Annotated in this window: 21 protein-coding genes and 1 pseudogene; 12 read left to right on the top strand and 10 right to left on the bottom strand. The window is 68.9% G+C overall.

Annotated elements, in window-relative coordinates; all coding sequences use genetic code 11:
- The first annotated feature begins 33 nt into the window (after nt 1–33).
- Entirely contained in the window at nt 34–774 is a 741-nt protein-coding gene (locus tag NVV99_RS02705; RefSeq protein WP_006551352.1) for a DUF3159 domain-containing protein, read from the top strand.
- Here the strand turns inward: NVV99_RS02705 and NVV99_RS02700 are convergent.
- Both NVV99_RS02700 and NVV99_RS02695 read right to left on the bottom strand, forming a co-directional pair.
- A complete protein-coding gene (locus tag NVV99_RS02700) occupies nt 771–1,424 on the bottom strand; it encodes a TrkA family potassium uptake protein (protein WP_016694461.1) in 654 nt (217 codons plus the stop codon). The genes NVV99_RS02705 and NVV99_RS02700 overlap by 4 nt on opposite strands.
- Before the next feature lie 25 nt (nt 1,425–1,449).
- On the bottom strand, nt 1,450–2,115 hold the full coding sequence (locus NVV99_RS02695) for a TrkA family potassium uptake protein (RefSeq protein ID WP_006551354.1): 666 nt from the start codon (nt 2,113–2,115) through the stop codon (nt 1,450–1,452).
- Nucleotides 2,116–2,256: 141 nt separating this feature from the next.
- Here NVV99_RS02695 and NVV99_RS02690 point away from each other — a divergent pair, with 141 nt between their 5' ends.
- The 5 genes from NVV99_RS02690 (at nt 2,257) to dxs (ending at nt 9,840) form a co-directional block, all read left to right on the top strand.
- Nucleotides 2,257–4,254 carry an APC family permease gene (locus NVV99_RS02690; RefSeq protein WP_024100727.1) on the top strand — a complete coding sequence of 666 codons (1,998 nt, stop codon included), beginning with the start codon at nt 2,257–2,259 and terminating at the stop codon, nt 4,252–4,254.
- Nucleotides 4,251–5,534: a class I SAM-dependent RNA methyltransferase gene (locus NVV99_RS02685; protein WP_024100728.1), complete on the top strand. Its 1,284-nt coding sequence runs from the start codon at nt 4,251–4,253 to the stop codon at nt 5,532–5,534. Before NVV99_RS02690 ends, NVV99_RS02685 begins: the two co-directional genes overlap by 4 nt.
- Nucleotides 5,535–5,686: 152 nt before the next feature.
- Complete coding sequence (locus NVV99_RS02680; RefSeq protein ID WP_006551357.1) at nt 5,687–6,145, top strand: MarR family winged helix-turn-helix transcriptional regulator; 459 nt, start codon at nt 5,687–5,689, stop codon at nt 6,143–6,145.
- On the top strand, nt 6,142–7,737 hold the full coding sequence (locus tag NVV99_RS02675; RefSeq protein ID WP_006551358.1) for an MDR family MFS transporter: 1,596 nt from the start codon (nt 6,142–6,144) through the stop codon (nt 7,735–7,737). Before NVV99_RS02680 ends, NVV99_RS02675 begins: the two co-directional genes overlap by 4 nt.
- Nucleotides 7,738–7,896: 159 nt before the next feature.
- The gene (gene dxs / locus NVV99_RS02670) at nt 7,897–9,840 is read left to right on the top strand and encodes a 1-deoxy-D-xylulose-5-phosphate synthase (RefSeq protein ID WP_024100729.1); all 1,944 of its coding nucleotides are present in this window, start codon (nt 7,897–7,899) and stop codon (nt 9,838–9,840) included.
- A gap of 76 nt (nt 9,841–9,916) precedes the next feature.
- Here the strand turns inward: dxs and NVV99_RS02665 are convergent, their stop codons facing one another.
- Entirely contained in the window at nt 9,917–11,314 is a 1,398-nt protein-coding gene (locus tag NVV99_RS02665; RefSeq protein WP_024100730.1) for a sugar porter family MFS transporter, read from the bottom strand.
- A gap of 366 nt (nt 11,315–11,680) precedes the next feature.
- On the opposite strand from NVV99_RS02665, the pseudogene NVV99_RS02660 reads away from it, so the two are divergent.
- A pseudogene (locus NVV99_RS02660) lies at nt 11,681–11,896 on the top strand (oxygenase MpaB family protein); the annotation flags it as partial.
- 123 nt (nt 11,897–12,019) lie between these two features.
- Here the strand turns inward: NVV99_RS02660 and NVV99_RS02655 are convergent.
- The 3 genes from NVV99_RS02655 to NVV99_RS02645 form a co-directional block, all read right to left on the bottom strand.
- Nucleotides 12,020–13,273 (bottom strand): ribonuclease D, encoded by a 1,254-nt coding sequence (locus NVV99_RS02655; protein ID WP_024100731.1) that lies wholly within the window; start codon nt 13,271–13,273, stop codon nt 12,020–12,022.
- Nucleotides 13,274–13,388: 115 nt separating this feature from the next.
- Nucleotides 13,389–14,831 carry a wax ester/triacylglycerol synthase family O-acyltransferase gene (locus NVV99_RS02650; protein WP_019289223.1) on the bottom strand — a complete coding sequence of 481 codons (1,443 nt, stop codon included), beginning with the start codon at nt 14,829–14,831 and terminating at the stop codon, nt 13,389–13,391.
- Between the two features lie 51 nt (nt 14,832–14,882).
- On the bottom strand, nt 14,883–15,458 hold the full coding sequence (locus NVV99_RS02645) for a DUF3000 domain-containing protein (protein ID WP_024100732.1): 576 nt from the start codon (nt 15,456–15,458) through the stop codon (nt 14,883–14,885).
- Between the two features lie 169 nt (nt 15,459–15,627).
- On the opposite strand from NVV99_RS02645, the gene hemE reads away from it, so the two are divergent.
- The 4 genes from hemE to NVV99_RS02625 are packed head-to-tail and all read left to right on the top strand — an operon-like array spanning nt 15,628 to nt 21,122.
- Nucleotides 15,628–16,725: a uroporphyrinogen decarboxylase gene (hemE, locus tag NVV99_RS02640; protein WP_019289225.1), complete on the top strand. Its 1,098-nt coding sequence runs from the start codon at nt 15,628–15,630 to the stop codon at nt 16,723–16,725.
- A complete protein-coding gene (locus NVV99_RS02635; RefSeq protein ID WP_024100733.1) occupies nt 16,722–18,080 on the top strand; it encodes a protoporphyrinogen oxidase in 1,359 nt (452 codons plus the stop codon). The genes hemE and NVV99_RS02635 overlap by 4 nt, the downstream gene beginning before the upstream one ends.
- A gap of 5 nt (nt 18,081–18,085) precedes the next feature.
- Entirely contained in the window at nt 18,086–18,781 is a 696-nt protein-coding gene (gene hemQ / locus NVV99_RS02630; protein ID WP_024100734.1) for a hydrogen peroxide-dependent heme synthase, read from the top strand.
- A gap of 55 nt (nt 18,782–18,836) precedes the next feature.
- Nucleotides 18,837–21,122: a molybdopterin-dependent oxidoreductase gene (locus NVV99_RS02625; RefSeq protein WP_024100735.1), complete on the top strand. Its 2,286-nt coding sequence runs from the start codon at nt 18,837–18,839 to the stop codon at nt 21,120–21,122.
- 4 nt (nt 21,123–21,126) lie between these two features.
- Here NVV99_RS02625 and NVV99_RS02620 read toward each other — a convergent pair whose 3' ends face one another.
- Nucleotides 21,127–22,095, bottom strand: a complete 969-nt coding sequence (locus tag NVV99_RS02620; protein ID WP_041803314.1) for an L-lactate dehydrogenase — start codon at nt 22,093–22,095, stop codon at nt 21,127–21,129.
- Nucleotides 22,096–22,269: 174 nt separating this feature from the next.
- Here NVV99_RS02620 and NVV99_RS02615 point away from each other — a divergent pair, with 174 nt between their 5' ends.
- Nucleotides 22,270–22,995: an HAD family hydrolase gene (locus tag NVV99_RS02615; protein ID WP_019289229.1), complete on the top strand. Its 726-nt coding sequence runs from the start codon at nt 22,270–22,272 to the stop codon at nt 22,993–22,995.
- On the opposite strand, the gene msrB is transcribed toward NVV99_RS02615, so the two are convergent.
- The 3 genes from msrB to NVV99_RS02600 form a co-directional block, all read right to left on the bottom strand.
- Nucleotides 22,958–23,386 (bottom strand): peptide-methionine (R)-S-oxide reductase MsrB, encoded by a 429-nt coding sequence (gene msrB / locus NVV99_RS02610; RefSeq protein ID WP_033096717.1) that lies wholly within the window; start codon nt 23,384–23,386, stop codon nt 22,958–22,960. The two genes, NVV99_RS02615 and msrB, sit on opposite strands and share 38 nt — an antisense overlap.
- 56 nt (nt 23,387–23,442) lie before the next feature.
- Nucleotides 23,443–24,678: a glycosyltransferase family 87 protein gene (locus tag NVV99_RS02605; RefSeq protein ID WP_019289230.1), complete on the bottom strand. Its 1,236-nt coding sequence runs from the start codon at nt 24,676–24,678 to the stop codon at nt 23,443–23,445.
- Between the two features lie 63 nt (nt 24,679–24,741).
- On the bottom strand, nt 24,742–26,301 hold the full coding sequence (locus NVV99_RS02600) for an alpha/beta fold hydrolase (protein ID WP_024100738.1): 1,560 nt from the start codon (nt 26,299–26,301) through the stop codon (nt 24,742–24,744).
- Nucleotides 26,302–26,424 lie beyond the last annotated feature (123 nt).

The following is a 26,424-nucleotide window of genomic DNA, read 5'->3' as shown; positions in this document are numbered from 1 at the left end:
TACCCCTGTGCCGGATGTGGCAGGCTCGTAGGAGTGAGCGACACCAACCAGCAGACGATGCTCGAACAACTCGGTGGGATCAGCGGGTTGGTCTATTCGACGCTGCCGGTGCTGGTGTTCGTCCCCGTCAACAGCCTGTGGGGCCTCACCGTCGCCATCTGGTCCGCGCTGGGCGTCGCCCTCGCGGTGCTCGTGTGGCGCCTGATCCAGCGCACCCCGATCCAGCCCGCGATCTCGGGCTTCTTCGGAGTCGCCCTGTGTGCCTTCATCGCTCATCGCACCGGCGACGCGAAGGGATACTTCCTCTTCGGGATCTACGCGAGCCTGGTCTACGGGGGCGCATTCCTGTTGTCCGTGCTCGTCCGCAGACCGCTCGTGGGCGTGATCTGGGGGATGCTCAACGGCCAGGGATCGCGGTGGCGTTCGCATACCACCGCGGTGCGCGCCTACGACGTCGCGACCCTCGCGTGGACCCTGGTCTTCCTCGGTCGCTATCTCGTGCAGAACCACCTCTACGACGAGGACCGCACCGGCTGGCTCGCGGTGGCCCGGATCGGCATGGGCTGGCCGCTCACTGCTCTTGCCCTGCTCGTGACCCTCTGGGCGGTCCGGCGTGCCGACCGCATCGTCGAACCCGCGCCCTCGGAGACGGTCGGTGACGCGCCGGCCGACGATCCGGCGACGGACGACGGGCTGTCGAACAAGCCCCGCGACGAGCACGGCACGCACGACGGGCAGCCTCGGCTCCCCGGTCGGCACCGGCTCCGCGACTAGCGGTTCACCGCCTGCCGGAGATCGTCCTCGACGTCCTCCGCCGTGACGAACAGCAGTTCGTCCCCGCCCTCGAGCGGATCGTCCGGCTGAGGGACGATCACCCGCCCGCCGCGCAGGATCGCCACGAGTGCCGTATCGCGCGGCAGTTCCAGTTTCCGGACCGGTTTCCCGGCGAGGGCGGTGGTGTCGCGCAGGGTGACCTCCACCAGGTTCGCGCCCTTGCGCAGCGTCATCAGCCGCACCAGATCGCCCACGGTGACGGCTTCCTCGACCAGCGCCGCGAGCATGCGCGGTGTGGACACCGCGACGTCCACACCCCACGATTCGTCGAACAGCCACTCGTTGCGCGGATCGTTGACGCGGGCTACGACCCGTGGAACACCGAACTCGGTGGTCGCGAGCAGGCTGAGGACCAGGTTGGCCTTGTCGTCGCCCGTCGCCGCGATCACGACGTCGTACTGCTCGAGTCCGGTGGATTCGAGCGAGCTGAGTTCGCAGGCATCGGCGTGTACCCACGTCGCGTCCGGCACGGACTCGGGTTCTACGTGGTCGAGTTTGCGCTCGATGAGCATCACCTCGTGGGCGTTGCGCAGCAGTTCCCGCGCTATCGAGCGCCCCACCGCTCCGGCGCCGGCGATCGCCACCTTCATGTGGGCTTCCTCTCGGGTGGACGGGTCAGTTCTCGTCGACCGGCGGGTTCTCGGCGTGTGTGATCGCCTCCGAGACCGAACCGGACACGGCCGCGATATAGACGGAGTCGTCGGCCTGCAGCACCGTCCTGCGGTCGGGCAGCAACCCGGTGCCGAACCGGATCAGGAACGCGACGCGCGAACCCGTGGCATCCTCGAGGTCGGTGACGCGTCGTCCGACCCACCCCTCGTGCACGTTCACCTCGGCGATGGCGACGGATCCGGTGGGATCGCGCCAGCGGGCGGTCTCGCTGTCGTGTGTGAGCGCATGCAGGAAACGGTCGGTGGTCCACGGCACAGTCGCCACGGTGGGGATGCCGAGCCGCTCGTACGCGGCGGCCCGCTTGGCGTCGTAGATTCTCGCGACGACGCGTTCGACGCCGAAGGTCTCGCGGGCCACGCGCGTCGAGATGATGTTCGAGTTGTCGCCGGACGAGACCGCCGCGAAGGCGTCGGCGTGTTCGATGCCGGCAGAGATCAGGACGTCGCGGTCGAAGCCCATGCCGAGCACGGTGCGCCCGGGGAAGTCCGGGCCGAGTCGTCCGAACGCGCTCTCATCGCGGTCGATGACCGCGACCTCGTGGCCGAGCCGGACGAGTGCGGTGGCCACCGCCGAACCGACCCGACCGCACCCCATCACCACCACGTACACCCCAGTGGACTCCGTTCCGGTCGATCTTTCCGAGACGGACCGCTGTGGACCGCCGATCCGAACGGTACCGCGTGACGATCTTCGAGAGGTCGTGACCCGGCCGAGGGGTACTTCGGGGCCGGAACCGCATAGGCTTTGCGCGTGTCCAAGCTTTCCACCGCGGCGAAGCGGCTCGTGCTGGGTCGCCCCTTCCGCAGCGACACTCTCGGGCACGAGTTGCTGCCCAAGCGCACCGCACTGCCGGTCTTCGCCTCCGACGCGCTGTCGTCGGTCGCCTACGCACCCGAGGAGATCTTCCTCGTCCTCTCCGTCGCGGGGTTGTCCGCCTACGCCTTCTCGCCGTGGATCGGACTCGCTGTCGCTTTCGTGCTCGTGATCGTGGTCGCCGGCTACCGCCAGACCGTGCGCGCCTACCCGTCCGGCGGCGGCGACTACGAGGTCGCCACGAAGAATCTCGGGCCCACGGCAGGGCTGACCGTCGGCAGTGCACTGCTCGTCGACTACGTCCTGACGGTCGCGGTGTCGCTGTCGTCCGCGGCGGCGACGGTCGGATCGGCCGTCCCGTTCGTCGCCCGGCACAAGGTGCTTTTCGTCGTCGTCGCGATCGTGCTGCTCACCGCGGTGAATCTGCGCGGACTCCGGCGCGCCGGCCGGGCGTTCGCCGTGCTCACCTACACCTTCGTGGGCTGCATGCTGGTGATGCTCGGGGCCGGGATGTTCCGGATCTTCGTCCTCGGCGACGACCTGCGTGCGGAGTCGGCGGACTTCGAACTCGTCGCCGAGCAGACGGATCTGACCGCGCTCGCCTTCGTCCTCCTACTCGCGCGCGCCTTCTCGTCCGGTTGCGCGGCGCTGACGGGTGTCGAGGCGATCAGCACGGGGGTGCCGGCCTTCAAGAAGCCGAAGGCACGCAACGCCGCGACGACCCTGCTGGTGCTCGGTGGCATCGCCGTCACGCTGTTCCTCGGGGTGGTCTTCCTCGCCGAGCGGCTCGGTGTGGTGGTGGCCGAGCATCCCGACACCCAGCTGCGCGGTGCACCCGAGGGTTACGAGCAGAAGACGCTGCTCTCCCAGCTGGCGCACACCGTCTTCGAGGGGGTGCCGGCCGCGTTCGTCCTGATCACGATCGTCACCGCCGTGATCCTCGTGCTCGCCGCCAACACGGCCTTCAACGGATTCCCGGTGCTCGGTTCGGTTCTCGCGCAGAACCGTTACCTGCCGCGCCAGTTCCACACCCGCGGCGACCGGCTCGCCTTCAGCAACGGCATCCTCTTCCTCGCCGGGATCGCCGTCGTCTTCGTGTGGGTCTTCGAGGCCGAGGTCACCCGGCTCATCCAGCTGTACATCGTGGGTGTGTTCGTCGCGTTCAGCCTGGGGCAGGCCGGCATGGTGCGGCACTGGACGCGGGAACTGAGCACCGAGACGGATCCGTCGGCGCTGGGCCGCATGGCGCGGTCGCGGCTGATCAACGGCGTCGGGTGCGTCTCCACGTCGGTGGTGCTGCTGGTCGTGCTGACGGGCAAGTTCGCCGCCGGGGCGTGGATCGCAGTGGTGACCATGGTCGTCGCGTTCGGGCTCATGAAGGCGATCCGGCACCACTACGACACGGTCGCCGCCGAACTCGAGAGGGCGGACTGGGACGGGGTGCTGCCCAGCCGCACCCATTCGATCGTGCTCGTCTCGACCTTGCACCTGCCCACGATGCGCGCCCTCGCCTACGCGCGGGCGACCCGCCCCGACACCCTCGAGGCGATCACCGTGAACGTCGACGACGAGAGCACCCGGCGTCTCGTACTCGAATGGGAGAAGAGCGATCTCACCGTGCCGTTGAAGGTCGTCGAGTCGCCCTACCGGGAGATCACGCGGCCCGTCCTCGACTACGTCCGCCGGGTGCGGCGCGATTCTCCCCGCGACGTCGTGACCGTCTTCATCCCCGAGTACGTGGTGGGGCACTGGTGGGAGCAACTGCTCCACAACCAGAGCGCCCTGCGGCTCAAGAGCCGGCTCCTCTTCCAGCCGGGGGTGATGGTGACGAGTGTGCCCTGGCAGCTGCGCTCGTCCGCGGACGCCGGTGCGGTGGGGCGGGCCGCCCCCAACAGGCAGGATCGACAGTTGGACAACGAGGAGGAACCGCGGTGAATCGTCAGGCACACCCGCGTACGGATTGGTCCGGCCGGAGGATCGAGGTGATCCTCGGCAATCCCGCCCACGGTGGTGCGTGTGTCGCGCGGTTCGAGGGGCGCGTCGTGTTCGTGCGGCACGGACTGCCGGGGGAGCGTGTCTTCGCTCGGGTCACCGAGGATCGGGGCGGGTCGTTCTGCTTCGCCGACGTGGAGGACGTGCTCGAGGCGTCCGAGGACCGCGTCGATCGGGTCTGCCCGATCTCCGGTCCGGGAGGGGCGGGTTGCTGCGACCTCGCGCACATGACCGTCGAGGCGCAACGCCGTTTCACGGGCGCGGTGGTGGCCGAGCAGCTGCGCCGGCTCGGTGGGGTGGACCGCGAGGTGACCGTCGAGGAGGTGCCGGGCGGTGCGTCCAACGGCACCCTGTGGCGCACCCGGGTCCGGCTCGCGGTGGACGTGGTGGGGAACCCGGGATACCGCCGGTACCGCAGCAACGAGGTCGTCCCGGAACTGGCGTGCCCGCAGATCGATCCGCACGCCTACGTCGGCCTCACCGATCGTGTGTGGCAGCCGGGAGCGGAGCTGCAGGTCGTACTCGACGCGGACGGCCGGCGGCACGTGGTGGAGATCGCACCTCCGGTCCTCTCGGGTGGTGCGCGACGGCAGGGCCGGCGCGGCGCGGCGTCGCGGCGGGCGGCGGTGAACGCGCGCCGTCCGGAGAAGGTGATCGAAGGCTCGGGACGTGTGGTCGAGCGGGTCGGCGAACGCGAGTGGCGGTTGGCGCCGACCGGTTTCTGGCAGGCCCACCGCGGTGCCGCGTCGACCTATTCGGCTGCGGTGGCCGACTGGGCGCAGACCTCGGAGGGTGCGACGGCATGGGATCTGTACGGCGGAGTGGGGGTCTTCGCGGCCGTGCTCGCAGAGCAGGTCGGTCCGTCCGGTCGGGTGGTGTCGGTCGAGTCGTCGAAGACCGCCGTGGACGACGGGATCGAGGCGCTCGCCGACCTCGGCCGGGTGTCCTTCCGTCACGGGCGCGTGGAGCGGGTGATTCCCGATCTGCCGGCTCCCGAGGTGGTCGTCCTCGACCCGCCGCGGGCGGGGGCGGGCAAGGACGTGGTGGCTGCCGTGGCAGCAGCGGGGCCGCGCCGGATCGTCCACGTGGGCTGCGATCCCGCGTCCTTCGGTCGTGACGTGGGGCTGTACCGGGACCACGGATTCGAGTTGGCGGACGTCCGGGCCTTCGCGGCGTTCCCCTCCACCCATCACGTGGAGTGCATCGGACTGTTCACCCGTTGAACCGGGTTCCCGTCGCACCCGCTCGGGGCGAGGTGTGACGAGGGCCGCATCCAACAGTTGGTGTGACGTGATAAAGAGATTGCTTGTAGTACGCAACTAATCTGTATAGTTGCATGACGTAATCAATTAGTTCGCTCCGACGGAGGTTCGCTGTGCCGGAAAAGGCTCAGGCCCACGAACTCGCCGACGCCATCTTCATGTTCGGTCGCACGCTGCGCGGTGCACTCGTGCACCACGACACCGATGTGCTTCCTTCCGCGCTCGTCGCGGTGCTGTTCGTGCTCGCACGGATGGGGGAGTGCCGGCCCAGCGAGCTCGCCGTCGAAATGTGCGTCAGCCAGTCGTCGTTGAGCAGACAGATCGCCGAACTCGTCGAGCGAGGCCTCGTGGATCGACATCCCGATCCCGACGATCGTCGTGCTCATCGGGTGAGTTGTTCGGTCGCGGGTATCGAGATCCTCGACATCGTGAAGAAGCGCCGGACCGAACGGCTCTCCGCAGAACTCTCGGACTGGCACGAGGACGAGATCGCAGGCGCCATCACGACGCTCGAACGTCTCACCTCCTCCCTGGCTCCGCTCGTCATCGATACTCGAAGGACCAATTCATGACCACAGTCTCCGGACAGGGAGCGCAGCCGGATGCTCCGGCAGCCGAGGAGCAGATGACGCACCGCGAGATCCTCGTCGTGCTGTCGGGCCTCCTCGCCGCCCTCTTCACGGCGCTGCTGAGCAGCACCATCGTCTCGACCGCCCTGCCGACGATCATCGCGGATCTGAACGGCACGCAGACCCAGTACGCCTGGGTCATCACGACGGCGCTGCTGGCGAACGCCGCGTCGACGCCCATCTGGGGCAAGTTCGCCGACCTGTTCAACAAGAAGCTGCTCGTCCAGCTCGGGATCCTGGTCTTCGTGATCGGCTCGGTCCTGGCCGGTATCGCGCACAACGTGCCGGTCCTGCTCGCCGCCCGCGTGATCCAGGGCATCGGCATGGGTGGTCTGACCGCTCTCGTCGTCGCGATCATCGGCAGCATCATCCCGCCCCGCCAGCGTGGCCGGTACTCCGGCTACATGGGCGCCGTCATGGCCGTCGCCATGTCGGGTGGACCCGTGCTCGGTGGTGTCATCGTCGACCTCCTCGGCTGGCGCTGGTGCTTCTACGTCTGCGTTCCGATCGCCGTTGTCGCGCTGATCCTGCTGCAGCGCACGCTGCATGTCACGACCGTCCGCAAGGAGAACGTGAGCATCGACTGGTTCGGCGCCACGCTCATCACCGCCGCGGTGAGCGTCCTGCTCGTCTGGGTGTCCTTCGCCGGCAAGGCCGGCTACTACGAGTGGATCTCGGTCGAGTCCGCCCTGTACGTCGGTGCCGGCATCGTCCTGCTCGTCGCGACGTTGATCGTCGAGACGAAGGTCGCCGATCCGATCATCCCGCTGAAGATCGTCACCGAACGCACCACCGGTCTCGCGATCATCGCGTCCGTGGCCGTCGGTATCGGTCTGTTCGGCGCCACCACCTTCCTCGGCCAGTACTTCCAGACCTCGCGGGCCTACAGCCCGACGGTCGCCGGTCTGCTCACCATCCCGATGGTCGCCGGCACGCTCGTCTCGTCGATGCTCTCCGGTGGGCTCATCACGCGCTTCGGCAAGTGGAAGGGCTTCCTGATCGGCGGCGCGATCCTGCAGATGGTCGGTTTCGGCCTGCTCGGCACGGTCGACCACCTCACCTCGCTCACGCTGATCAGCGTGTACATCGCGATCGTGGGTCTGGGCACCGGCATGCTGATGCAGAACCTCGTCCTCGCCGTGCAGAACACCGTGAGCGTGCGCAACATCGGCGCCGCAAGCAGCTCGGTCGCCTTCTTCCGCACCTTCGGTGGCGCGATCGGTGTGTCGGTGCTCGGTTCGATCCTCGCGTCCCGTGTCGCGACGATCTCCGCCGACGGTCTCGCGAAGCTCGGTGTGGACACCTCCGGCGGCGGATCGGGTGGAAGCCTCGACTTCTCCCAGCTCCCCGAGCCGGTGGCCGAAGTCATCCGTGCCGCCTACGGCGACGCGACGGCGACCCTCTTCCTCGTGGCGGCGGCGTTCGCGGTCGTTACCCTGGTGGCAGTGGTGCTGATCCCGAACCAGGCGTTGCGCACCACCATCGACCTCGTCGAGGAGAAGTCGCCGGCCGATCGCGCCGACATCTCCTCGTGAGGGTGACCTCGCTCACCGGCGGACGATCCGTCCGCCGGTGACCAGGAGATCACGCGGAAGCGAGGCGGTGGCGGGAGACGCTCCGTTCCCGCGCTCCGTAGACTGAGGAAATCACTCGCGCGACGAGCGTGAGGCACGAGCCGGAGGGAGCTGTTCCAGTTGGGTGTTCTGTCCCGCATCCAGTCGCCCGACGATCTACGTCGACTCTCTCCTGTGGAGCTCACCGAGCTCGCGGGGGAGATCCGGGAATTCCTGGTCGAGAAGGTCGCGGCGACCGGCGGTCACCTCGGTCCCAATCTCGGCGTCGTCGAGCTGACCATCGCTCTGCACCGGGTGTTCGATTCGCCACGCGATCCGATCCTCTTCGACACCGGTCACCAGGCCTACGTCCACAAGATCCTCACCGGTCGTCGCGACGAGTTCGACGGTCTCCGGCAGAAAGGCGGGTTGTCCGGCTACCCGTGCCGCGCGGAGAGCGAACACGACTGGATCGAGTCGTCGCACGCCTCGGCGGCCCTGTCGTACGCCGACGGACTCGCCAAGGCCTATTCGCTGTCCGGACAGTCCGATCGGACCGTGGTGGCCGTGGTGGGCGACGGCGCGCTGACCGGCGGTATGTGCTGGGAGGCGCTCAACAACATCGCCGCCGGGCAGAACCGTTCGATGGTGATCGTCGTCAACGACAACGGCCGCTCCTACGCGCCCACGATCGGCGGTCTCGCCGAGCACCTCGCGGCGCTGCGCCTCAAGCCCGGCTACGAGAAGGTGCTCGACAACAGTCGGCGCATCGTCAAGCGGATCCCCTGGATCGGCTCGGCGGCCTACTCGGTGCTGCACGGCATGAAGGCCGGTGTGAAGGACGCGGTCAGCCCGCAGGTGCTCTTCACCGATCTGGGCATCAAGTATCTCGGCCCGGTCGACGGGCACGACGAGCAGGCGATGGAATCGGCGCTGCGTCGCGCGAAGGCGTACGGCGGTCCGGTCCTCGTCCACGCCGTCACCCGCAAGGGAGCGGGCTACGCGCCCGCCGAGAACCACCTCGCCGATCAGATGCACGCCACCGGCGTGATGGATCCGCGCACGGGTCGGGCGAAGTCCGCCTCCGCTCCCGACTGGACGTCGGTCTTCTCCGACGAACTCATCGCGCTGGGGGAGAAGCGGGAGGACGTCGTGGCGATCACCGCCGCGATGCCCGGACCGACCGGCCTCGCCAAGTTCGGCGAACGGTTCCCCGAGCGCACCTTCGACGTCGGCATTGCCGAACAGCACGCGGTGACGTCGGCGGCGGGTCTCGCGCTCGGCGGAATGCATCCCGTCGTCGCCGTCTACTCGACCTTCCTCAACCGCGCCTTCGACCAGCTGCTCATGGACGTCGCACTGCTTCGGCAGCCGGTCACCGTGGTGCTCGACCGGGCGGGCGTCACGGGTTCGGACGGGGCCAGTCACAACGGCATGTGGGATCTGTCCCTCCTGGGAATCGTTCCCGGCATCCGGGTCGCCGCTCCGCGCGACGGGGCGACGCTGCGAGAGGAACTCGGTGAGGCGCTCGACGTCTCCGACGGCCCGACCGTCCTCCGGTTCCCCAAAGGCTCGGTGGGAGAAGACATCCCGGCGATCGAGCGTCTCGACGGCACGGTCGACGTGCTGCGGATGCCGCCGTCGCGGTGCGGCGACGCACTGATCGTCGCGGTCGGCGCCTTCGCCGGTCTCGCGCTCGACGTCGCCGATCGTCTTTCCAGGCAGGGCATCGACGCCGCGGTCGTCGACCCGCGATGGGTGTTCCCCGTGCCCGACGCGGTGGTCGACCTCGCACGCGGCTTCCGGATCGTCGTCACAATCGAGGACAGCGGCCTCCACGGTGGTGTCGGCTCGGCGGTCTCCGCCGCGTTGCGCCGCAACGGCGTCGACGTGCCCGCCCGCGATCTCGGGGTGCCGCAGAAGTTCCTCGATCACGCCTCCCGCAACGAGATCCACGCCGAACTCGGTCTGACTGCCCAGGACGTGGCGCGTCAGGTCACCGGCTGGGTCGCCGGCCTCGACAGAGAACCCGAGGAGCGATCGCGACCGTCGGCGGTCGAGCAGTCCGACCGCGAAGCGGGCTGAGTCCGACCGGCGCAGGTGAGCAAACGCCAGGGGCGGTATCCGGTGATCCGGATACCGCCCCTGGCGTCTGTATCGGCTAGCTCTGCATCTCCTCGAGTTCCATGCCCTTGGTCTCGGGGATCTTGGCCTTGACGAAGAAGAACGACAGCAGGGCGAAGAACGCGAACAGTCCGTACAGGAACCACAGACCGACCGCGGAGGTGAGTGGTGGGAACGCCAGTGTCACCGTGAAATTCGCGATCCAGTTGGCGGCGGTGCTGATACCGAGGGCCACCGCGCGCATGCGGTTCGGGAACATCTCGCCGAGCATCACCCACATGATCGGACCCCAGGTGGCGGCGAAGAAGATCACGAAGGCGTTCGCGCCGACGAGGGCGAGCGCACCCCACGGTGCCGGAAGTTCGACGTCCTCACCGCTGCCGACCGCCTGCGAGAAGGCGATCGCGGCGAGCAGCAGGCTGACGAACATGCCGATCGAACCGGTCATCAACAGCGGACGGCGACCGATCTTGTCGACGAACAGGATCGCGACGAACGTCATGACCACGTTGATCACGGCGGTGATCACCGAGGTCGTGAACGACTGGTTCTCGGTGAAGCCCACCGACTTCCACAGTGTCGTCGAGTAGTAGAAGATCGCGTTGATACCGACGAACTGCTGGAAGACGGCCATCGTGATGCCGACCCACACCAGCGGCTGCAGACCGAAGACCGGGCCGCGGATGTCGCCGAAGGACGCCTTCGACTCGCGTCGCAGCGTCAGCCGGATCTCGCGGACACGCTCGTCGGGCCGGAGCTCGCCCGTGACGTTGGCCAGGACGGCCGCAGCCTCTTCGTCCATGTCCTTGCCGACGAGATAGCGGGGGGACTCCGGGATCGTCAGCGCCAGTACACCGTAGAGGACGGCAGGCGCGACGCCGACGAGGAACATCCACCGCCAGGCCTCGAGATTCCACCACAGCTCGTTCGACGCTCCACCGGCGGCGTTCTGCAGCACCGCGTCGGACAGCAGGGCCGCGAAGATGCCGAGAGTGATGGCGAGCTGCTGCAGTGATGCGAGGGCGCCACGGTAGCGAGCGGGTGCGATCTCGGAGATGTAGGTCGGTGCGATGACCGACGCGATACCGATGCCGAGGCCGCCGAGCACACGCCACAGCATGAGATCGGGAACGCTGAAGGCCAGACCGGACCCGATCGACGAGATGACGAACAGGGCGGAGCCGAGGAGCATCACCCGCTTGCGGCCCCAACTGTCGGCGAGGCGTCCGGCGAACCACGCGCCGACGGCACAACCGAGCAGGGCGATGGCGACGGCGAAACCGGTCACGAACGAACTGAGCGCGAAGTTGTCCTGGATGGAGTCGACGGCGCCGTTGATGACCGAGCTGTCGAAGCCGAACAGGAAACCGCCCACGGCCGCCGCGACGGTCACGGCGATGACTTTCGCGGCGTGTGCGGTCGATGGTTGGGTCACCGAGGAACTCCTGGATCGGACTGGCCGCGAGAGCGGGAAAAGGGTTGGACACAGTGTGTTTTCTTCAGGGGAACATTACGCCGGGGTGAACGGCCGACTCGACGTTTCCGGCGAGAACTCGCCCACAAGGCGGACTTCGAACGCGGCATGGAGTGTGGCGACGCCTCCGAGTGGGTAAGAAGTTAAGAAATATTCTCTCCGCGCCGTCGCTCTGTCTGCGACCTTCCCAAGCGGTGAGGACCTCCGCTTGACATCGTGCGATCTGGAAATACAGTCCTGTTCCATGACTCGGCGACGACCGGACGCGACCGTACGGGGTGTAGTGGGTGAAGCGGCGTTCCCGCCGACCTCACCCGGAGGTTCCTCATGGAGATCGCTCTGCCTCCGGTAGAGCACGGTGTGGTGGAACACAGCAGGGCGCTCATCGACCCCGTCACACGTTTCCGGAACACGAGCGCGTACATCTTCCTCGTGGCGTTCGGCGACGACGAGGAACGGCGCAGGGTGGTGCGTTTCGTCGACCGCGCCCACGCACCGGTCCGCTCCGACGGATACAACGCCTTCGATCCGAGGCTCCAGTTGTGGATCGCCGCGGTGATGTTCCACGGCGGCCGCGACGTGTACGAGCGGTTCTTCGGCCTTGATGTGATGTCCAGGACGCGGCAGCCGCCGGAAGTAGATGGCACGCAGAGCAGACGGCGGAGATCAGTTCTCCGCCGTCAGGGCCTTCGCGAGTCGCGGCACGGTCAGCGCGCGCTGCCACGGCCGTGCCCCGCCCTCGGCGAAGCGGCCGTCGATGTACTCCTCGACGTCGGCCTCGTCGGAGACGTCCCAGTCCCAGCACAGGCGCCGAACGAGTTCGGGGCTGATCAGGTTCTCGACGGGAACGGCGACTTCCTCGCTCAGAGCGGTGAGTTCGCCGCGCGCGAGGGCGAGACGTGCGGCCTCCTCAGGGTGGTGACGCGACCACCGGCCGGCCGGGGGAGGCCCGGTCAGGGGCGGCGTGAGAGGTGGGAGCCGGTCCTCCGGCAGTGCACGGGCCCGCTCGATCGCGTTGAACCACGCACGGGAGGAACGCCGCTGCCGCGGACCGCCGAAAACCGGAAGCTCCTGCAACTGTTCGACGCTCGTGGGATTCGCCTCCGCGGCGGCGATGATCGCGGAGTCGGGAAGGATGCGCCCCGGGGCGATGTCACGCCGGGCGGCGATCTCGTCGCGGGTGGTCCACAGTTCCCGGACGATCGCCAGGCGGCGTCGGTCCTTGATCGCGTGGATCTTGGACGTGCGCCGCCACCGATCGGGCTTCGGAGCGGGCGGCCCCGCGAGCCGGATGTGCTCGAATTCCTGAGCGGCCCACTCGGTCTTGTTCTGCCGCTCGAGTTCGCTCGCCATCGCGTCGCGGAGTTCCACGAGCGGTTCGACGTCGAGCGCGGCGTAGTTGAGCCACGAGTCGGGAAGCGGTCGCGTCGACCAGTCCGCCGCACCGTGGCCCTTGCGCAGTTCGAGGCCGAGGGTCTCGGCCACGATCGCGGCGAGACCGACGCGGGGGAATCCGGCGAGACGACCGGCGAGTTCGGTGTCGTACAACTTCGCCGGACGGAGTCCGAGTTCGGCCAGGCCGGGGAGATCCTGGTCGGCGGAATGCAGGACCCATTCGAGGTCGTTGATCACCTCGGTCAGGGGAGCGAGGTCGTCCCGCGTGGGAATGGGATCGAGCAGCACCGTGCCGGCGCCGTCACGACGGAGCTGTACGAGATAGGCGCGCCCGGAGTAGCGGTAGCCCGATGCGCGTTCGGCGTCGACGGCGAGCGGGCCGTGTCCCTGCGCGAGCATCGCTGCCGCGTCGGCGACCCCGCGCGCCGTGGTGACGACCTTCGGGACGCCGTCGCGGGGTTCGAGGAGCGGCACCGTGGTCACGCTCGTGCTCTTCTGCTCGTCCTCGTCGTTCTGTGCCGGCATGGGCGTGACTCTAGCGGTGTCGTCCCCGTGTGCAATTCCGTTCCTGTCCGGAACGTCCGATCGGTGGACACGCACGGACCCGCTCGACGCCTCGCGAACTCCCCTCAGAACACCGTCACCTCTCCTGCGAGACGACATCGTCGCGCTCCACATCCGATGTGAGGATGTCGTCGTTCTCCGCGCCGGCCGCGAGGATGAGGTCCTCGAGGGCGGGGGAGAAGTCGTCGACGAGTTTCCACAGGTCGGGGACGAGATCGGGACACGAGATCAGACCGATGTCGAGCCTGCCGTCGAGGGAGAGCACCGTGATGTTGAGCGCTGCGCCGTGGAAGATCGGGCCGAAGGGGTACATCGCCGTCATGCGGGCGCCCAGGAAGTACAGCGGCACGGGAGGTCCGGGCACGTTGGAGATCACGAGGTTGTGGATCACCGGGTGCCGGTCGGCGAGCCGCAGTCCGGCGTAGGCGCGCATCGCGGGGGCGAACACGGCCGCGCCGAGGAACTGGGACCAGTCCTGCAGCAGGTTCGCGCCGAGGTCGGCGTTGTGTTCCTTGGCCACCGCGTTCGCTTCCGAGAGTGCCCGCAGCCGCTCTGCGGGGTCGGCGATGTGTGTGTGGAGGTCGGCGAACATCGCCGAGACCTGGTTGCGTCCCGGCCGATCCGACCTGCCGTGGACCGAGACCGGGATCATCCCGATGAGCGGGGAGTCGGGCAGCTCGCTGCGCCGCTCCAGATATCGGCGTAGCGCGCCGGCGCACACCGCCATCACCACGTCGTTGACGGTGACGCCGAAGACGTTCTTCACCAGCTTCACGTCGTCGAGGTTCAGCTCGGCGAAGCCGACGGTGCGGTGTCCGGTGATGGTGGAGTTGAACGGGGTGCGCGGCGCCGTGAACGGCGCGGGCATGGCGTCGCCGCGTCGGGCGCGGGCGATCCAGGAGGTCAGCGATGTGACCGCGCCGGGAAGGATCCGCAGCAGGTGGAGAGGCCGGCGGGCGACGTTGAGGGCCCCGGCGATCGCGATGGCGAGATCGTTCGCGTCGCCGGCACCCCACTGCACCGGTTCGGGCCGGGGATCGGCCGGGTCGAGGCTGCACAGCTGCGCGATGAGTGCGGCACCGGAGACCCCGTCCACTCCGGCGTGATGCATTTTCGCGATGACGGCGATCCTGCCGTCGTCGAGACCGTCGACGAACCACATCTCCCATAGTGGCCGGGAGCGATCCAGGGGTTGCGCGGCGATGTGTCCGCACAGCTCCGCGAGCTCGGTCCGGCCGCCCGGGGCGGGCACGCCGACGTGGTGGACGTGCCGGTCGAGGTCGAAGTCGTGGTCGTCGACCCAGACCGGATGGTCGAGGTTGAACCTGCTGTCGGCGAGCTTCATCCGGAACTGGGGTACGGCGGTGAGGCGCGCTTCGAGTTCGTTGCGCAGTCTCACGTAGTCGTAGCCGCCCGGGACGGTGGACGGATCCAGCACGATCAGCCCGCAGATGTGGAGGAGCTGACTGGGGGTCTCGAGGTAGAGGAAACCGGCATCGAGCCCGCTGAGACGCTGCATGGAATCAAGAGTAGAACAGGTTCTAGAAATCCGGTCGGATTGCAGCGGTTTTCACCGCTGGAGTCGCGCAACCCCCGCCGGAGGCAGACCCGCGGCATATGCGAGGACGTCACAGAACGCTTCCACGTGCAGGGTCAGCATGTCGGACTGCGGAGTCCACGACGCGCGCAGTTCCAGTTGGTGGGCGCGTCCCGGGCCCGCGATGTCCCCGAACCGCACGGAGGTCGTCGCCGTCACCGTGCCGCCCAGCGCCGTGAGCGGTTCACCGTGCGCGGCGAGGGCGTCGACGAGCCAACTCCACGCGACCTCCGGCAGCAGCGAGTCCGCTGCCAGGCTCTCGTCGACGTCGGCCTGGATGTACGAGACGAGCCGGGTGGTCCCGTGCCACGCCTCGTCGCCGTCGGGGTCGTAGAGCAGGATGAGACGGCCGAACGCGTCGCCCTCCGACTGCTCGGGCACCCCCTCCGTCTCGTCGTGCAGGACCTCGGCGCCCAGTGCATAGCTGTAGGGAGCGAGCCGTTGCGGGGGTCGGATCGGCCCGACCTCGATCTCCGGGCGCACGGTAGCCGCGTTCATCGCATCGACTGCGGAACGGAAGCGGGCCGGCTCGGCGGGCGAGGTGGTCACCGAGCGGAGGTTAGTGCCGGTGACGCACCGCACGCGGGAGGCGCGCCGATTCCGGTGGGCGGCGCGGTCGTGGCAGCATGGGCAGCGGGTCCGCGCCACACGTCTCGGTCCGGGACCCGACAGACGCTGCCCTGCGCGACGGCGCGCAGTGCCCGAAGAACGAGGATCGATGACCGGCTTGGAGAACACGAACGTCGGCTCTGCGGTGCCCGCGGAGTACCCCGCGCGAAGGATCCTGCCGCATGCGCCCCTGCTGGCGGCCGCGCGCGGTGAGCGGCCCGTCCACCGGCCCGTGTGGTTCATGCGCCAGGCCGGCCGCTCCCTGCCCGAGTACCGGGAGATCCGGGCCGGCGTCGGCATGCTCGAATCGTGCTTCGACCCCGAGCTCGTCTGCGAGATCACGATGCAGCCGGTGCGGCGGCACAAGGTCGACGCTGCCATCCTGTTCTCCGACATCGTCGTCCCGCTCAAGGCGGCAGGTATCGACCTCGACATCGTCGCCGGGACGGGCCCGGTCGTCGCGAACCCCGTCCGTACCGCCGCCGATGTCGCCGCGCTGCCGTCCCTCGAGGCCGAGGAGGTCGGGGCGGTCGCCCGCGCGGTCGGTCTGCTGACCCGCGAACTCGGCGACACCCCGCTCATCGGCTTCGCGGGGGCGCCCTTCACCTTGGCGTCCTATCTCGTCGAGGGCGGACCCAGCCGCAACCACGAGCACACCAAGGCGCTCATGCACGCCGACCCGAAGACCTGGCACGCGCTCCTCGGCAAGCTCACCGATGTCGCTATCGGCTTCCTGCGCGCGCAGATCGGCGCCGGTGTCGACGCCGTCCAGCTCTTCGACTCGTGGGCGGGCGCCCTCTCGCTCGCCGACTACCGCGAGTACGTCCTGCCGCACTCCGAGCGTGTCTTCGCCGAGATCGCCGGTGCGGGGGTGCCGCGCATCCACTTCGGTGTCGGCACCGGTGAGCTCCTCGGCGCCATGGGTGAGGCGGGCGCCGACGTGGTCGGCGTCGACTGGCGCATCCCGCTCGACGTCGCCGCGACCCGCGTCGGCCCCGGCAAGGCCCTGCAGGGCAACCTCGACCCCGCGATTCTGTTCGCGGGCCGGGAGGTCGTCGAACGCGAGGTGCGCCGCATCGTCGCCGAGGCCGACCGTGCTCTCGAGGCCGGCGCCATCGGACACATCTTCAATCTCGGTCACGGCGTGCTGCCCGACACCGATCCCGATGCCATCACCCGAGTGGTCGAGCTGGTGCATTCGCTGTGACCCCGCCGACGGTCGCGGTCGTCGGCGGTGGGATCAGCGGGCTCGTCGCCGCGTATCGGCTGCGTCGTTCGCTCGGCGCCGCCGCCCGCATCGTCGTGCTCGAGCGATCGTCGCGGCTCGGCGGCAAGCTCCGCACGGTCCCGCTCGCGGGTGATCCTGTCGACGTCGGCGCCGAGGCGTTCATCGCACGCCGACCCGAGGTGGTCGCGCTCGTCGAGGAACTCGGCCTGAGCGCCCACATCGTCCACCCTTCGGCTGCCCGTCCGCTCCTGTACGCCGACGCGCGACTGCATCCGCTGCCGGCGGGCACGCTCATGGGCATCCCCGCCTCGGCGCAGGCCGTGGAGGGTCTCGTCGACGACGAGACCCTGGCGCGCATTGCCGCCGAACCCACAGTGCCGTTCCACTGGGACCGGGACTCCGACGTCTCCGTCGCGGATCTCGTCCGATCACGCTTCGGTGAGCAGGTGGTGCAGCGCAGCGTCGACCCCCTGCTCGGTGGGGTGTACTCGGGGCTGTCCGACACCGCGGGTGTCCGTGCCACCGTCCCGATGCTCGCCGCGGCCCTCGACGCCGGCGCGACGAGCCTGAGCGACGCCGTCGCCCGCGCTCTGCCCCCGAAGTCGGACGCCCCGGTCTTCGGGACGCTGCGCGAGGGCTACGGCGTGCTGATCCAAGCTCTCGTCCGCGAGGCCGACGCCGAGTTCCTCTACGGCACAGCCGCATCCGGACTGAAGCGCAGCGGTGGCCGGTGGTCGGTCGATCCGCTCGGCGAGGTCGACGGTGTGGTGCTCGCCGTGCCCGCCCCGGACGCCGCCCGGCTGCTCTCCGACAGTGTCCGATCCGCCGCGCAGTGCGCCGCGCAGATCCCGCTCGCCTCGTCGGTGGTGGTCGCGCTCGCGTTGCCGCACGACGCCGGCCTGCCGCAGAACTCCGGGATCCTCGTCGCGACGGGGGAGGAACTGTCGGCGAAGGCCTTCACGCTGTCGAGCCGCAAGTGGCCGCACCTCGCCGAACGTCCCGTCGCACTCGCGCGCGCGTCGTTCGGACGGTTCGGCGACGACGCGCTCGTCGACGCGTCCGAGGCCGACCTGATTGCGCTGGCCCGCGCGGATCTCGCGACCGTCACCGGAGTCGACGCCGAACCGGTGGCCGCCTTCGTGCAGCGGTGGCACGGCGGGCTGCCGCAGTACCGCGAACACCACGGCGAGATCGTCGCCGCCTTCGAGGCCGAGATCGCAGGGATCGACGGACTCGAGGTCGCCGGCGCGATGCTGCACGGTGTGGGTGTACCCGCATGTGTCGCAACAGGCACGGCTGCAGCCGCACGCCTGACTGCACGAATGGAAGGATGAACGTCATGGCACGTCTCGACTACGACAAGCTCAATTCCACCCTCCGTTACACGATGTGGTCGGTCTTCCAGGTCCGGCCCGGCGTCCTCGGCGACGACCGCGCCGCGGCGATCGAGGACGCGAAAGCGTTCTTCGCCCGCTTCGACGACACCGACGTGATCGTGCGCGGTATCTACGATGTGGCCGGCACCCGCGCGGACGCCGATTTCATGATCTGGACGCACGCCGAGCACATCGAGGATCTGCAGAAGCTGTACGCCGACTTCCGGCGCACCACGATCCTCGGCCGCGCGAGCACCCCGGTCTGGTCGAACACCGCACTGCACCGACCCGCGGAGTTCAACAAGAGCCACCTGCCCGCCTTCATCGCGGGGGAGGAGCCGGGCAACTACGTGTGCGTGTACCCCTTCGTGCGGTCCTACGAGTGGTACCTCCTGCCCGACGAGCAGCGTCGCAAGATGCTCGCCGACCACGGCATGGCGGCCCGCGGCTACCCCGATGTCCGCGCCAACACCGTTCCGGCCTTCGCGCTCGGCGACTACGAGTGGATCCTCGCCTTCGAGGCGCCGGAACTGCACCGCATCGTCGATCTCATGCGCGACCTGCGTGCCACCGACGCGCGCCTGCACGTCCGGGAGGAGACCCCCTTCTTCACCGGACCGCGGGTCGACGTCGAAGCCCTCGTCGCGTCGCTGCCCTGACGTGACCTCGACGAGCGCGGTGCCACCCGAGGGAGAAGGTCGTCTGTTCTCCCAGATGGCGCACTGGGGGATGTTCTCGGCGCAGGCACGCGACGGCGAGGTCGTCGCCGTGCGGCCCTACGCCGGGGACCGCGACCCCTCACCGATCCTGGGGAACATCCCCGGATCGGTGCGGCACCGTGCTCGCATCGCCGGTCCGGCCGTCCGTCGCGGCTGGCTCGAGAACGGACCGGGACCGAGCACACGACGCGGCGACGACGAGTACGTCGCGGTCTCGTGGGACGAACTCACCGAGATCCTCGCGGGCGAACTGCAGCGCGTAAAGGACCGGCACGGCAACCGGGCGATCTTCGGCGGCTCCTACGGCTGGTCCGCCCCGGGCCGGTTCCACCACGCACAGAGCCAGGTGCACCGCTTCCTGAAGATGTTCGGCGGCTACACCCGCTCGGTGCACTCCTACTCGCTCGGCGCGACCGGCGTGATCATGCCGCACGTCGTAGGCACCCACTGGAAACTGTTCGCGCGCTCGACCTCCTGGGAGGTCATCGCCCGCGAGACCGATCTGATGGTGTGCTTCGGCGGGATCCCGCTGAAGAACACCGCCGTCAACGACGGCGGCACGAGCGATCACCCCACCCGCGACGCCCTCGACCGGATGCGGGCCCGCGGCGGACGGATCGTCTCGTTCAGCCCGATCCGCAGCGACGTGCACGGTGAGCACGAGTGGCTCGCGCCCCGGCCGGGCACCGACGTCGCGATCATGCTCGCCCTCGGTTATGTCCTGGCCACCGAGGGTCTGGCCGACCGTGAGTTCCTCGACCGCTACTGCACCGGTTACGACCGCTTCGAGGAGTACCTGCTCGGCCGCACCGACGGCGTCCCGAAGACCCCCGAGTGGGCCGCCGGACTGTCGGGCATCCCGGCCGGAACCCTCGTCGACCTCGCGCGACGCATGGCCCGTGGCCGCACCCTGGTGTCGGTCACATGGTCGCTGCAACGCGTGCGGCACGGCGAGCAGGCGCCCTGGGCGGGCGTGACCCTCGCCGCGATGCTCGGCCAACTCGGCGTTCCCGGGGGCGGTTTCGGCCACGGCTACGGTTCGATGAACGAACCCGGTCTCGCGCCCGTCCCGTATCCGCTGCCCACCCTGTTCCAGGGCAACAACGACGTCGAGGACTTCATCCCCGTCGCCGCGATCTCCGACCTGCTGTTGCGACCGGGGGAGCAATTCGACTACGACGGCCGTCGCCTGACCTTCCCGGACATCCGGCTCGTGTACTGGGCGGGTGGCAATCCCTTCCACCACCACCAGGACATCGGCCGGCTCCGCCGCGCCCTGCAACGGCCCGACACGATCGTCGTCCACGACCCGTACTGGACGCCGATGGCCAAGCACGCCGACATCGTCGTGCCGTCGACCACGGCGCTCGAGCGCGACGACCTGACGTGCACGCGCAACGATCCGCTGCTCGTCGCGATGCAGGCTGCCGTCCCACGCTTCGCCGACGCCCGCGACGACTACGACACCTGCACCGCTCTCGCCCACCGCCTCGGCTTCGGCGAGCAGTTCACCGAGGGCCGGACCTCCCGGGAGTGGCTCGAACACCTCTACGAGCAGTGGCGCGGTTTCGTCCTCGCCGACGACCGGCGCATCGAGGACCCGCCGCCCTTCGACGACTTCTGGTACGGCGGACCGGTCCGGATGCGGACCGAGGACGATCTGACCCTCTTCGAGGACTTCCGGTCCGATCCCGCGGCGAACCCGTTGCGGACTCCCAGCGGACTGCTCGAGATCTTCTCCGCCGATATCGACTCGTTCGGCTACGACGACTGCGCCGGGCACCCCACCTGGTACGAACCCGACGAATGGCTCGGCTCCCCGCGGGTCGAACGGTTCCCACTGCACCTGATCGCCAATCAGCCGGCCACGCGCCTGCACGGGCAGCTCGATCACGGCTCGGTGAGCCAGGCGTCGAAGATCCGTGGCCGTGAACCGATCCGGATGCGTCCCGACGACGCTGCCGCGCGAGGTCTGGAAGCCGGCGACATCGTCCGCGTCTTCAACGATCGTGGTTCGTGCCTCGCCGGGGTGGTCCTCGACGACGGTCTGCTGCCGAACGTCGTCCAGCTCGCGACGGGAGCCTGGTACGACCCGCTGGATCCGTCCGATCCCGGATCGATGTGCGTGCACGGGAACGCGAACGTGCTCACCCCCGACGTCGGCACGTCGTCGCTGTCCCACGGATGCACGGGTCAGCACGTGCTCGTCGACGTCGAGCGGTTCGACGGCGAGTTGCCGCCCATCCGGGCCTACGATCCGCCGGTCGTCCGGCAGCGCTGAGCGGTCACAGTCCGAGGGACGACTGGACGTCGCGCAGGGTGGCCGCCGAGGTGGCCAGACCCGCTTCCTCCTCCGGCGACAACGGCACCTCGAGCACGGTGTGCGCGCCGCGCGCGTCGACGACGGTGGGAAGCGAGAGGCAGACGTCCTGCAGGCCGTGCCGCCCGGTTTGCAGCGTCGACACCGCGAGCACCCGGCGCTGGTTCCGCAGCACGGCCTCCACGATGCGGGCACTCGACAGTCCGATCGCGAGATTCGTGGCGCCCTTGCCGCGGATGATCTCGTAGGCGCTGCGCACGACCTCCTCGAAGAGTTCGGCGCGGGTGTCCGGTCCGAAGACGGGTCGTCCGTCGACGGCGAAGGACTCCACCGGCACGCCGCCGATCGTCGCACTCGACCACAGGGCGACCTCCGAGTCGCCGTGTTCCCCCACGACGAACGCGTGAACGTTCTCGACCGCGACGTCGGCGCGGTGGGCGAGCAGATACCGCAGCCGGCCGGAATCGAGCACCGTGCCCGACCCGAAGATCCGGCCGTCCGAGACGCCGGTCGCCGCGATCGCGGCGCGGGTGACGATGTCGACCGGATTACTGACGAAGACGATCACTGCATCGGGGGAGACGGACAGCAGGCCGGGAGTCAGGTCCCGTGTCAGGGCGACGTTCGCCGCCGCGAGATCCAGACGCGACTGGCCGGGATGCTGCTTGGCCCCCGCGGTCACGACGATCAGATCGGAACCGGCGGTGACCGCGATGTCGTCACTGCCCTCGATCCGGCACGACGGCGCGAACTGCGTGCCGTGGTTCAGGTCCAGGACCTCCGCGCGCACCTTCGCGGAGTTCGTGTCGAACAGCGCGATCGCGTCTGCCGAACCCCTGAGTAGACATGCATACGCCACCGCGGTACCGACGCTCCCGGCGCCGACGACGGACAGCTTCGTGTGTCGCCGGATTCTCGTACCCGTCTCAGCCATGCGAGACATTGTGGCAAACCGGCCCGTCGGTCGGTAGCCTCGCGCCACATGACTCGGTCCGCATCGGGACATTCCCTGCGAGCGGCCGGCCCGCCGCGATGGCGGCGATGCGACTGCTCGAGGAGATCTAGCCGAGCCGACCTGCCACTGTCGCTCAGCCGTTAGCCTCGGGACATGGCCGAGACCCCCTTCGATGCCGTCCTGTTCGACTTCTCCGGCACCCTGTTCCGGCTCGAGGAGGACGAGAGCTGGCTCGCGGACGTCACCGACCACGAGGGCAGACCCTTCGACGTGCACCGGCAGGCCGAACTCATGCGGCGGCTGACGCAACCCGTCGGGCAGCCCGTCGAGATGGACGCCGACGAGCACCACGCGTGGACCAACCGCGACCGCGAACCGCGCTGGCACCGCGAGGCCTACCTGACGGTGCTGCGCAGATCGGGCGTGGCCGATCCCGAACAGGCACAGGCGCTCTACGAGAAGGTGACCGACCCCGACTGCTGGACCGTCTATCCCGACACCGTCCCCGTCATCGAGGCGCTCGCTGGAGACGGGATCGCCGTCGGCGTGGTGAGCAACATCGCCTTCGACCTGCGGCCGGCCTTCGCGCGGCTCGGTATCGACGACCTCGTGTCGGTGTTCGCGCTGTCCTTCGAGGTGGGCGCCGTCAAGCCCGAACCGGAGATCTTCCGCCACGCCGTCGACAGACTCGGTGTCGACCCGCGACGGACACTGATGATCGGCGACAGCGAGAAGGCGGACGGTGCCGCCCGGTCGATCGGATGCGCGTTCGAACTCGTCGAACCGACACCGACCACCGAGCGGCACGACGCACTGTGGACCGCGCTGGCCGCGGCCGGGATCACTCCGACCGAACCAGGCGCAGGGAGATCGAGTTGATGCAGTACCGCTTGTCGGTGGGCGTCGGGTAACCCTCGCCCTCGAAGACGTGCCCGAGATGGCTGTGGCACGTCGCGCACACCACCTCGATGCGCCGCATGCCCAGCGAGTTGTCCTCGCGCAGGATCACGGCGTCGGAGTCGGCGGGGTCGAAGAACGACGGCCACCCGCAGTGGGAGTGGAACTTCTCGGTGCTGCGGAACAGTTCGGCACCGCACGCGCGGCATTCGTAGATGCCCTCGGTCTCGGTGTCGGTGTACTCGCCGACGAAGGGACGCTCGGTGCCGGCCTGACGCAACACGGCGAATTCGGCGGGAGTGAGCTTCGCGCGCCATTCCTCGTCGGTGTGGACGACCTTGGGTGCGGGTTCGGATCGAGGAGCAGACGTCATGATCTCCACGCTAACCGCGCTCGGCGCGCGCGTCACGTCTGCACCGGCACGGACGATCACGTCCGTGCGGGCTGCTTCTCCTCGAGCAGGTGCGACGGCTCGATGCCGTCCGCCAGGCGCCCTTCGCGCTTCGCGACGAGGTAACGGTCGAGCAGGACGGCGAAGACGACGATGAGCAGCAGCGACCAGCCGAAGGTTGTCTTCATGTACTCCGCCGCGCGCCCGGCCTCCACCCACCGGTTCGACAGCCACGAGTCGTAGCTCAGGAAGCCGTAGACGGCGAGCCAGGCGGGCCAGTTCCGCATCACGGAGTTCGGCAGCAGCACCGTCATCAGCAGAGGGAACAGCATCATCGAGTAGTACATCTGGCCGAGCGATCCGAGCAGGAACGAAGCCGCGAGCAACACACCGCCGGCGGTGCACACGAAGAACACCTCGTCGTGGCGGCAGTAGCGGTAGAGCAACCACACCGACACCGCGACCATCACCGCGAGCACCGCCCGCAGACCGAAGATCAGCCAGGCCGGGAGCCCGTAGTACATGCCGTTGCCGACGATCGCGCTGTTGAAGTAGTCGCGGGACTCGAGCAGGTACGGCACGGTGTGCTCGACGAACTGCCACGCGTCGACCGACAGGGGCCACGCGATGATCGTCAGCGCGATCGGGACACCCGCGGCGGTGATGAAGACCTTCCACTGTCCGCGCACGAGCGGGAGCAACAGCAGGGGAGCGAGGATCGGTTTGACGGCGAAGGTCAGGCCGAGCGCAGCCCCCGCCCACAGATCACGTCGTTTGAGCAGCAGCGTCAGGAACGCGATCTCGCCGAGCAGGACGAGACCGTTGATGTTCGTGAAGACGAGCGTGTTCGTCACCGTCTCGGACGCGAACGCGGCGAAGACCAGCACCGGCGCGATCGGCGAATCGAGTCGCAGACCGAACATGCGCAGCAACAGGTAGAGCGCGACGAGGATCGCGATCGCATTGGCGAGGATGAACAACCACCGCGACCGCTCGGGGTCGATCACCGCGATCGGGGCGATCAACAACGTGCCGGAAGGCGGATAGAGGTAGTGGGGATCGACCCACTGGAACTCGGCGGTGTACACCGGCCGACGGTTGAGGAAGGCCAGCGCGGCGTTGTAGACCGGGGTGAAGTCGTCCGTCCGGAACCCGTTGACCGCTTTGATCACGACCCGGTGCAGAACCGTCAGTACGGCAAGGGGCCACACCACAGCCTTGACCACCTCGGCGGTCGTGCGTGCGGTCCGGGGTTCGAGACTTCTGAGGAACACTACGGCACGGTACACCGCGGGCCTGCGGACCCGTGCACACGCCCTGCCCCCGACCGGGGAACGTCACGCGGGGCACAGGCTCCCGTTGGGTGGAAGTTCTCCGTCGGACAGATAGGTCTCCACCCGCGCCTGCACGCATCCCGAGTGCAGGACCGCCGAGTAACCGGCACCCTGCCACGACAGTGACGCCCAGGCGATACCGCCTGCGGTGAGCACACCGGTCACCGACTCCACGCCGGCATTGCCCACGACCGGGTCCGCGGCCCCCGAGGAGACGAGCACGGGCACGTCGAGCGCCGCCGGCAGCGGCGGGGGAGGCAGGCTCGGCCACGCCGCACATGCCGTCAGGCCCGTCGCCAGATCCGCGCCGTACAGCGGATAGAGGGTGGACCAACTCCGGGCGAGATCGCCCGCGTGGGTCGGGGTCGGCCAGCGCTGTCCGTCGCTGCACCGGGCGACGAACTGACCGTCCGTCGAGAGCCTCTCCTCGGCCACACCGACCAGTTCGATGAGCGGCATGACATCGCCGTCCTGCGCGGCTGCGAGGACGTCCGCCACCTCACGGACGCGGGCCTGCAGATCGGCGCGCGGCGTGCCGAGGACACCCGTCAGCGCCGTGAGGAAGGAATTGGCCGAGACCGGCGCGAGTTCACCCTCGGTGGCCTGCTCGTGCAGATCCTCGATCGCCGCGCGCGGATCGTCGCCCAGGGCGCAGTCGAGGGCGGTGCACTGCCGGGCGAAGGCATCGACGGCGGCCTCCGCGCCGCGGGCCTGCGACTCGGCCATGAGTTCGGCGTCGGCGGTGGCCGCGGCGGGGGAGTCGAGGACGAGACGGCCGACCGCGCCCGGATAGGCGGCGGCGTAGGCGAGCGCGACCGTCGCACCGTTCCCCACCCCGAGAAGACCGATCCGGTCCACGCCCCATGCCTGCCGGAGGCGTTCGATGTCGTCGGCGGCGTGTGATGCGCCGAACATCAGCTGCTGCGGCTGCAGGTAGTCGGTGCACGAGACGGTCGCCTGACGACCCAGATCGGCGACGCGTTCGGGTGCATCGCCGGTGCGGCCGAATTGTCCGAGATCGCCGAGACCGCGACGATCAGCAGGAAAGATGCAGTCGATCGCGAGCGAGTTGCCGATCCCGCGCCGATCCACCGCGACGATCGGACGCATCGCCAGTGCACCCGACATCGCGCCGGTCGCCATGGCGGTCAGTGCGCGCGTCGACGCGACGTCGGCGCCGGTCGTGAGAACCAGCGGCGCCACGTCGGTGGGGGTGTCGGGCAGTCGTGCGCGCATGACTGCCAGCGGGAAGGTGCCCGTCACGGTGCCGGCCGCATCGATCGGGGCGACGACCTCCGCGCATTCGAGAACGAGGCCCTGGGCACCCGGCGGTGCGTCGAACGAGGAGAGCGTCTCGTCCGTGCAGTTCCGCCACGCCGGTTCGGCCGACGGCACCGGAAGTTCGGGTACCTCGGTCTCGTCCTGCGGGGTCCCGTCGACGGCGACACCGGGATCGTCGCGCACCACGGCGACGTCGGGACGTATCGACGGTCCTGCTCCGCACGCGGTCGACGCCGCGGCAACCGTGATCAACATCGCGGCGATCACTCCCGATCTGCGCATGCGCACAGCCTGCCAGGTTCACCGGCGGCCGCGCGCAACCGGTGGTCGAGCGGCCGATCCGAAGTGTCCTCCCGGTGCATGACGCCGAGGTGAACGCCGTGTGAAGTAGGTCGCATTCCGGAT

Source organism: Rhodococcus sp. PAE-6, assembly GCF_025290685.1.
GTDB classification, from domain to species: domain Bacteria; phylum Actinomycetota; class Actinomycetes; order Mycobacteriales; family Mycobacteriaceae; genus Rhodococcus; species Rhodococcus pyridinivorans.
This window is presented reverse-complemented; position numbering and strand designations above follow the sequence as displayed.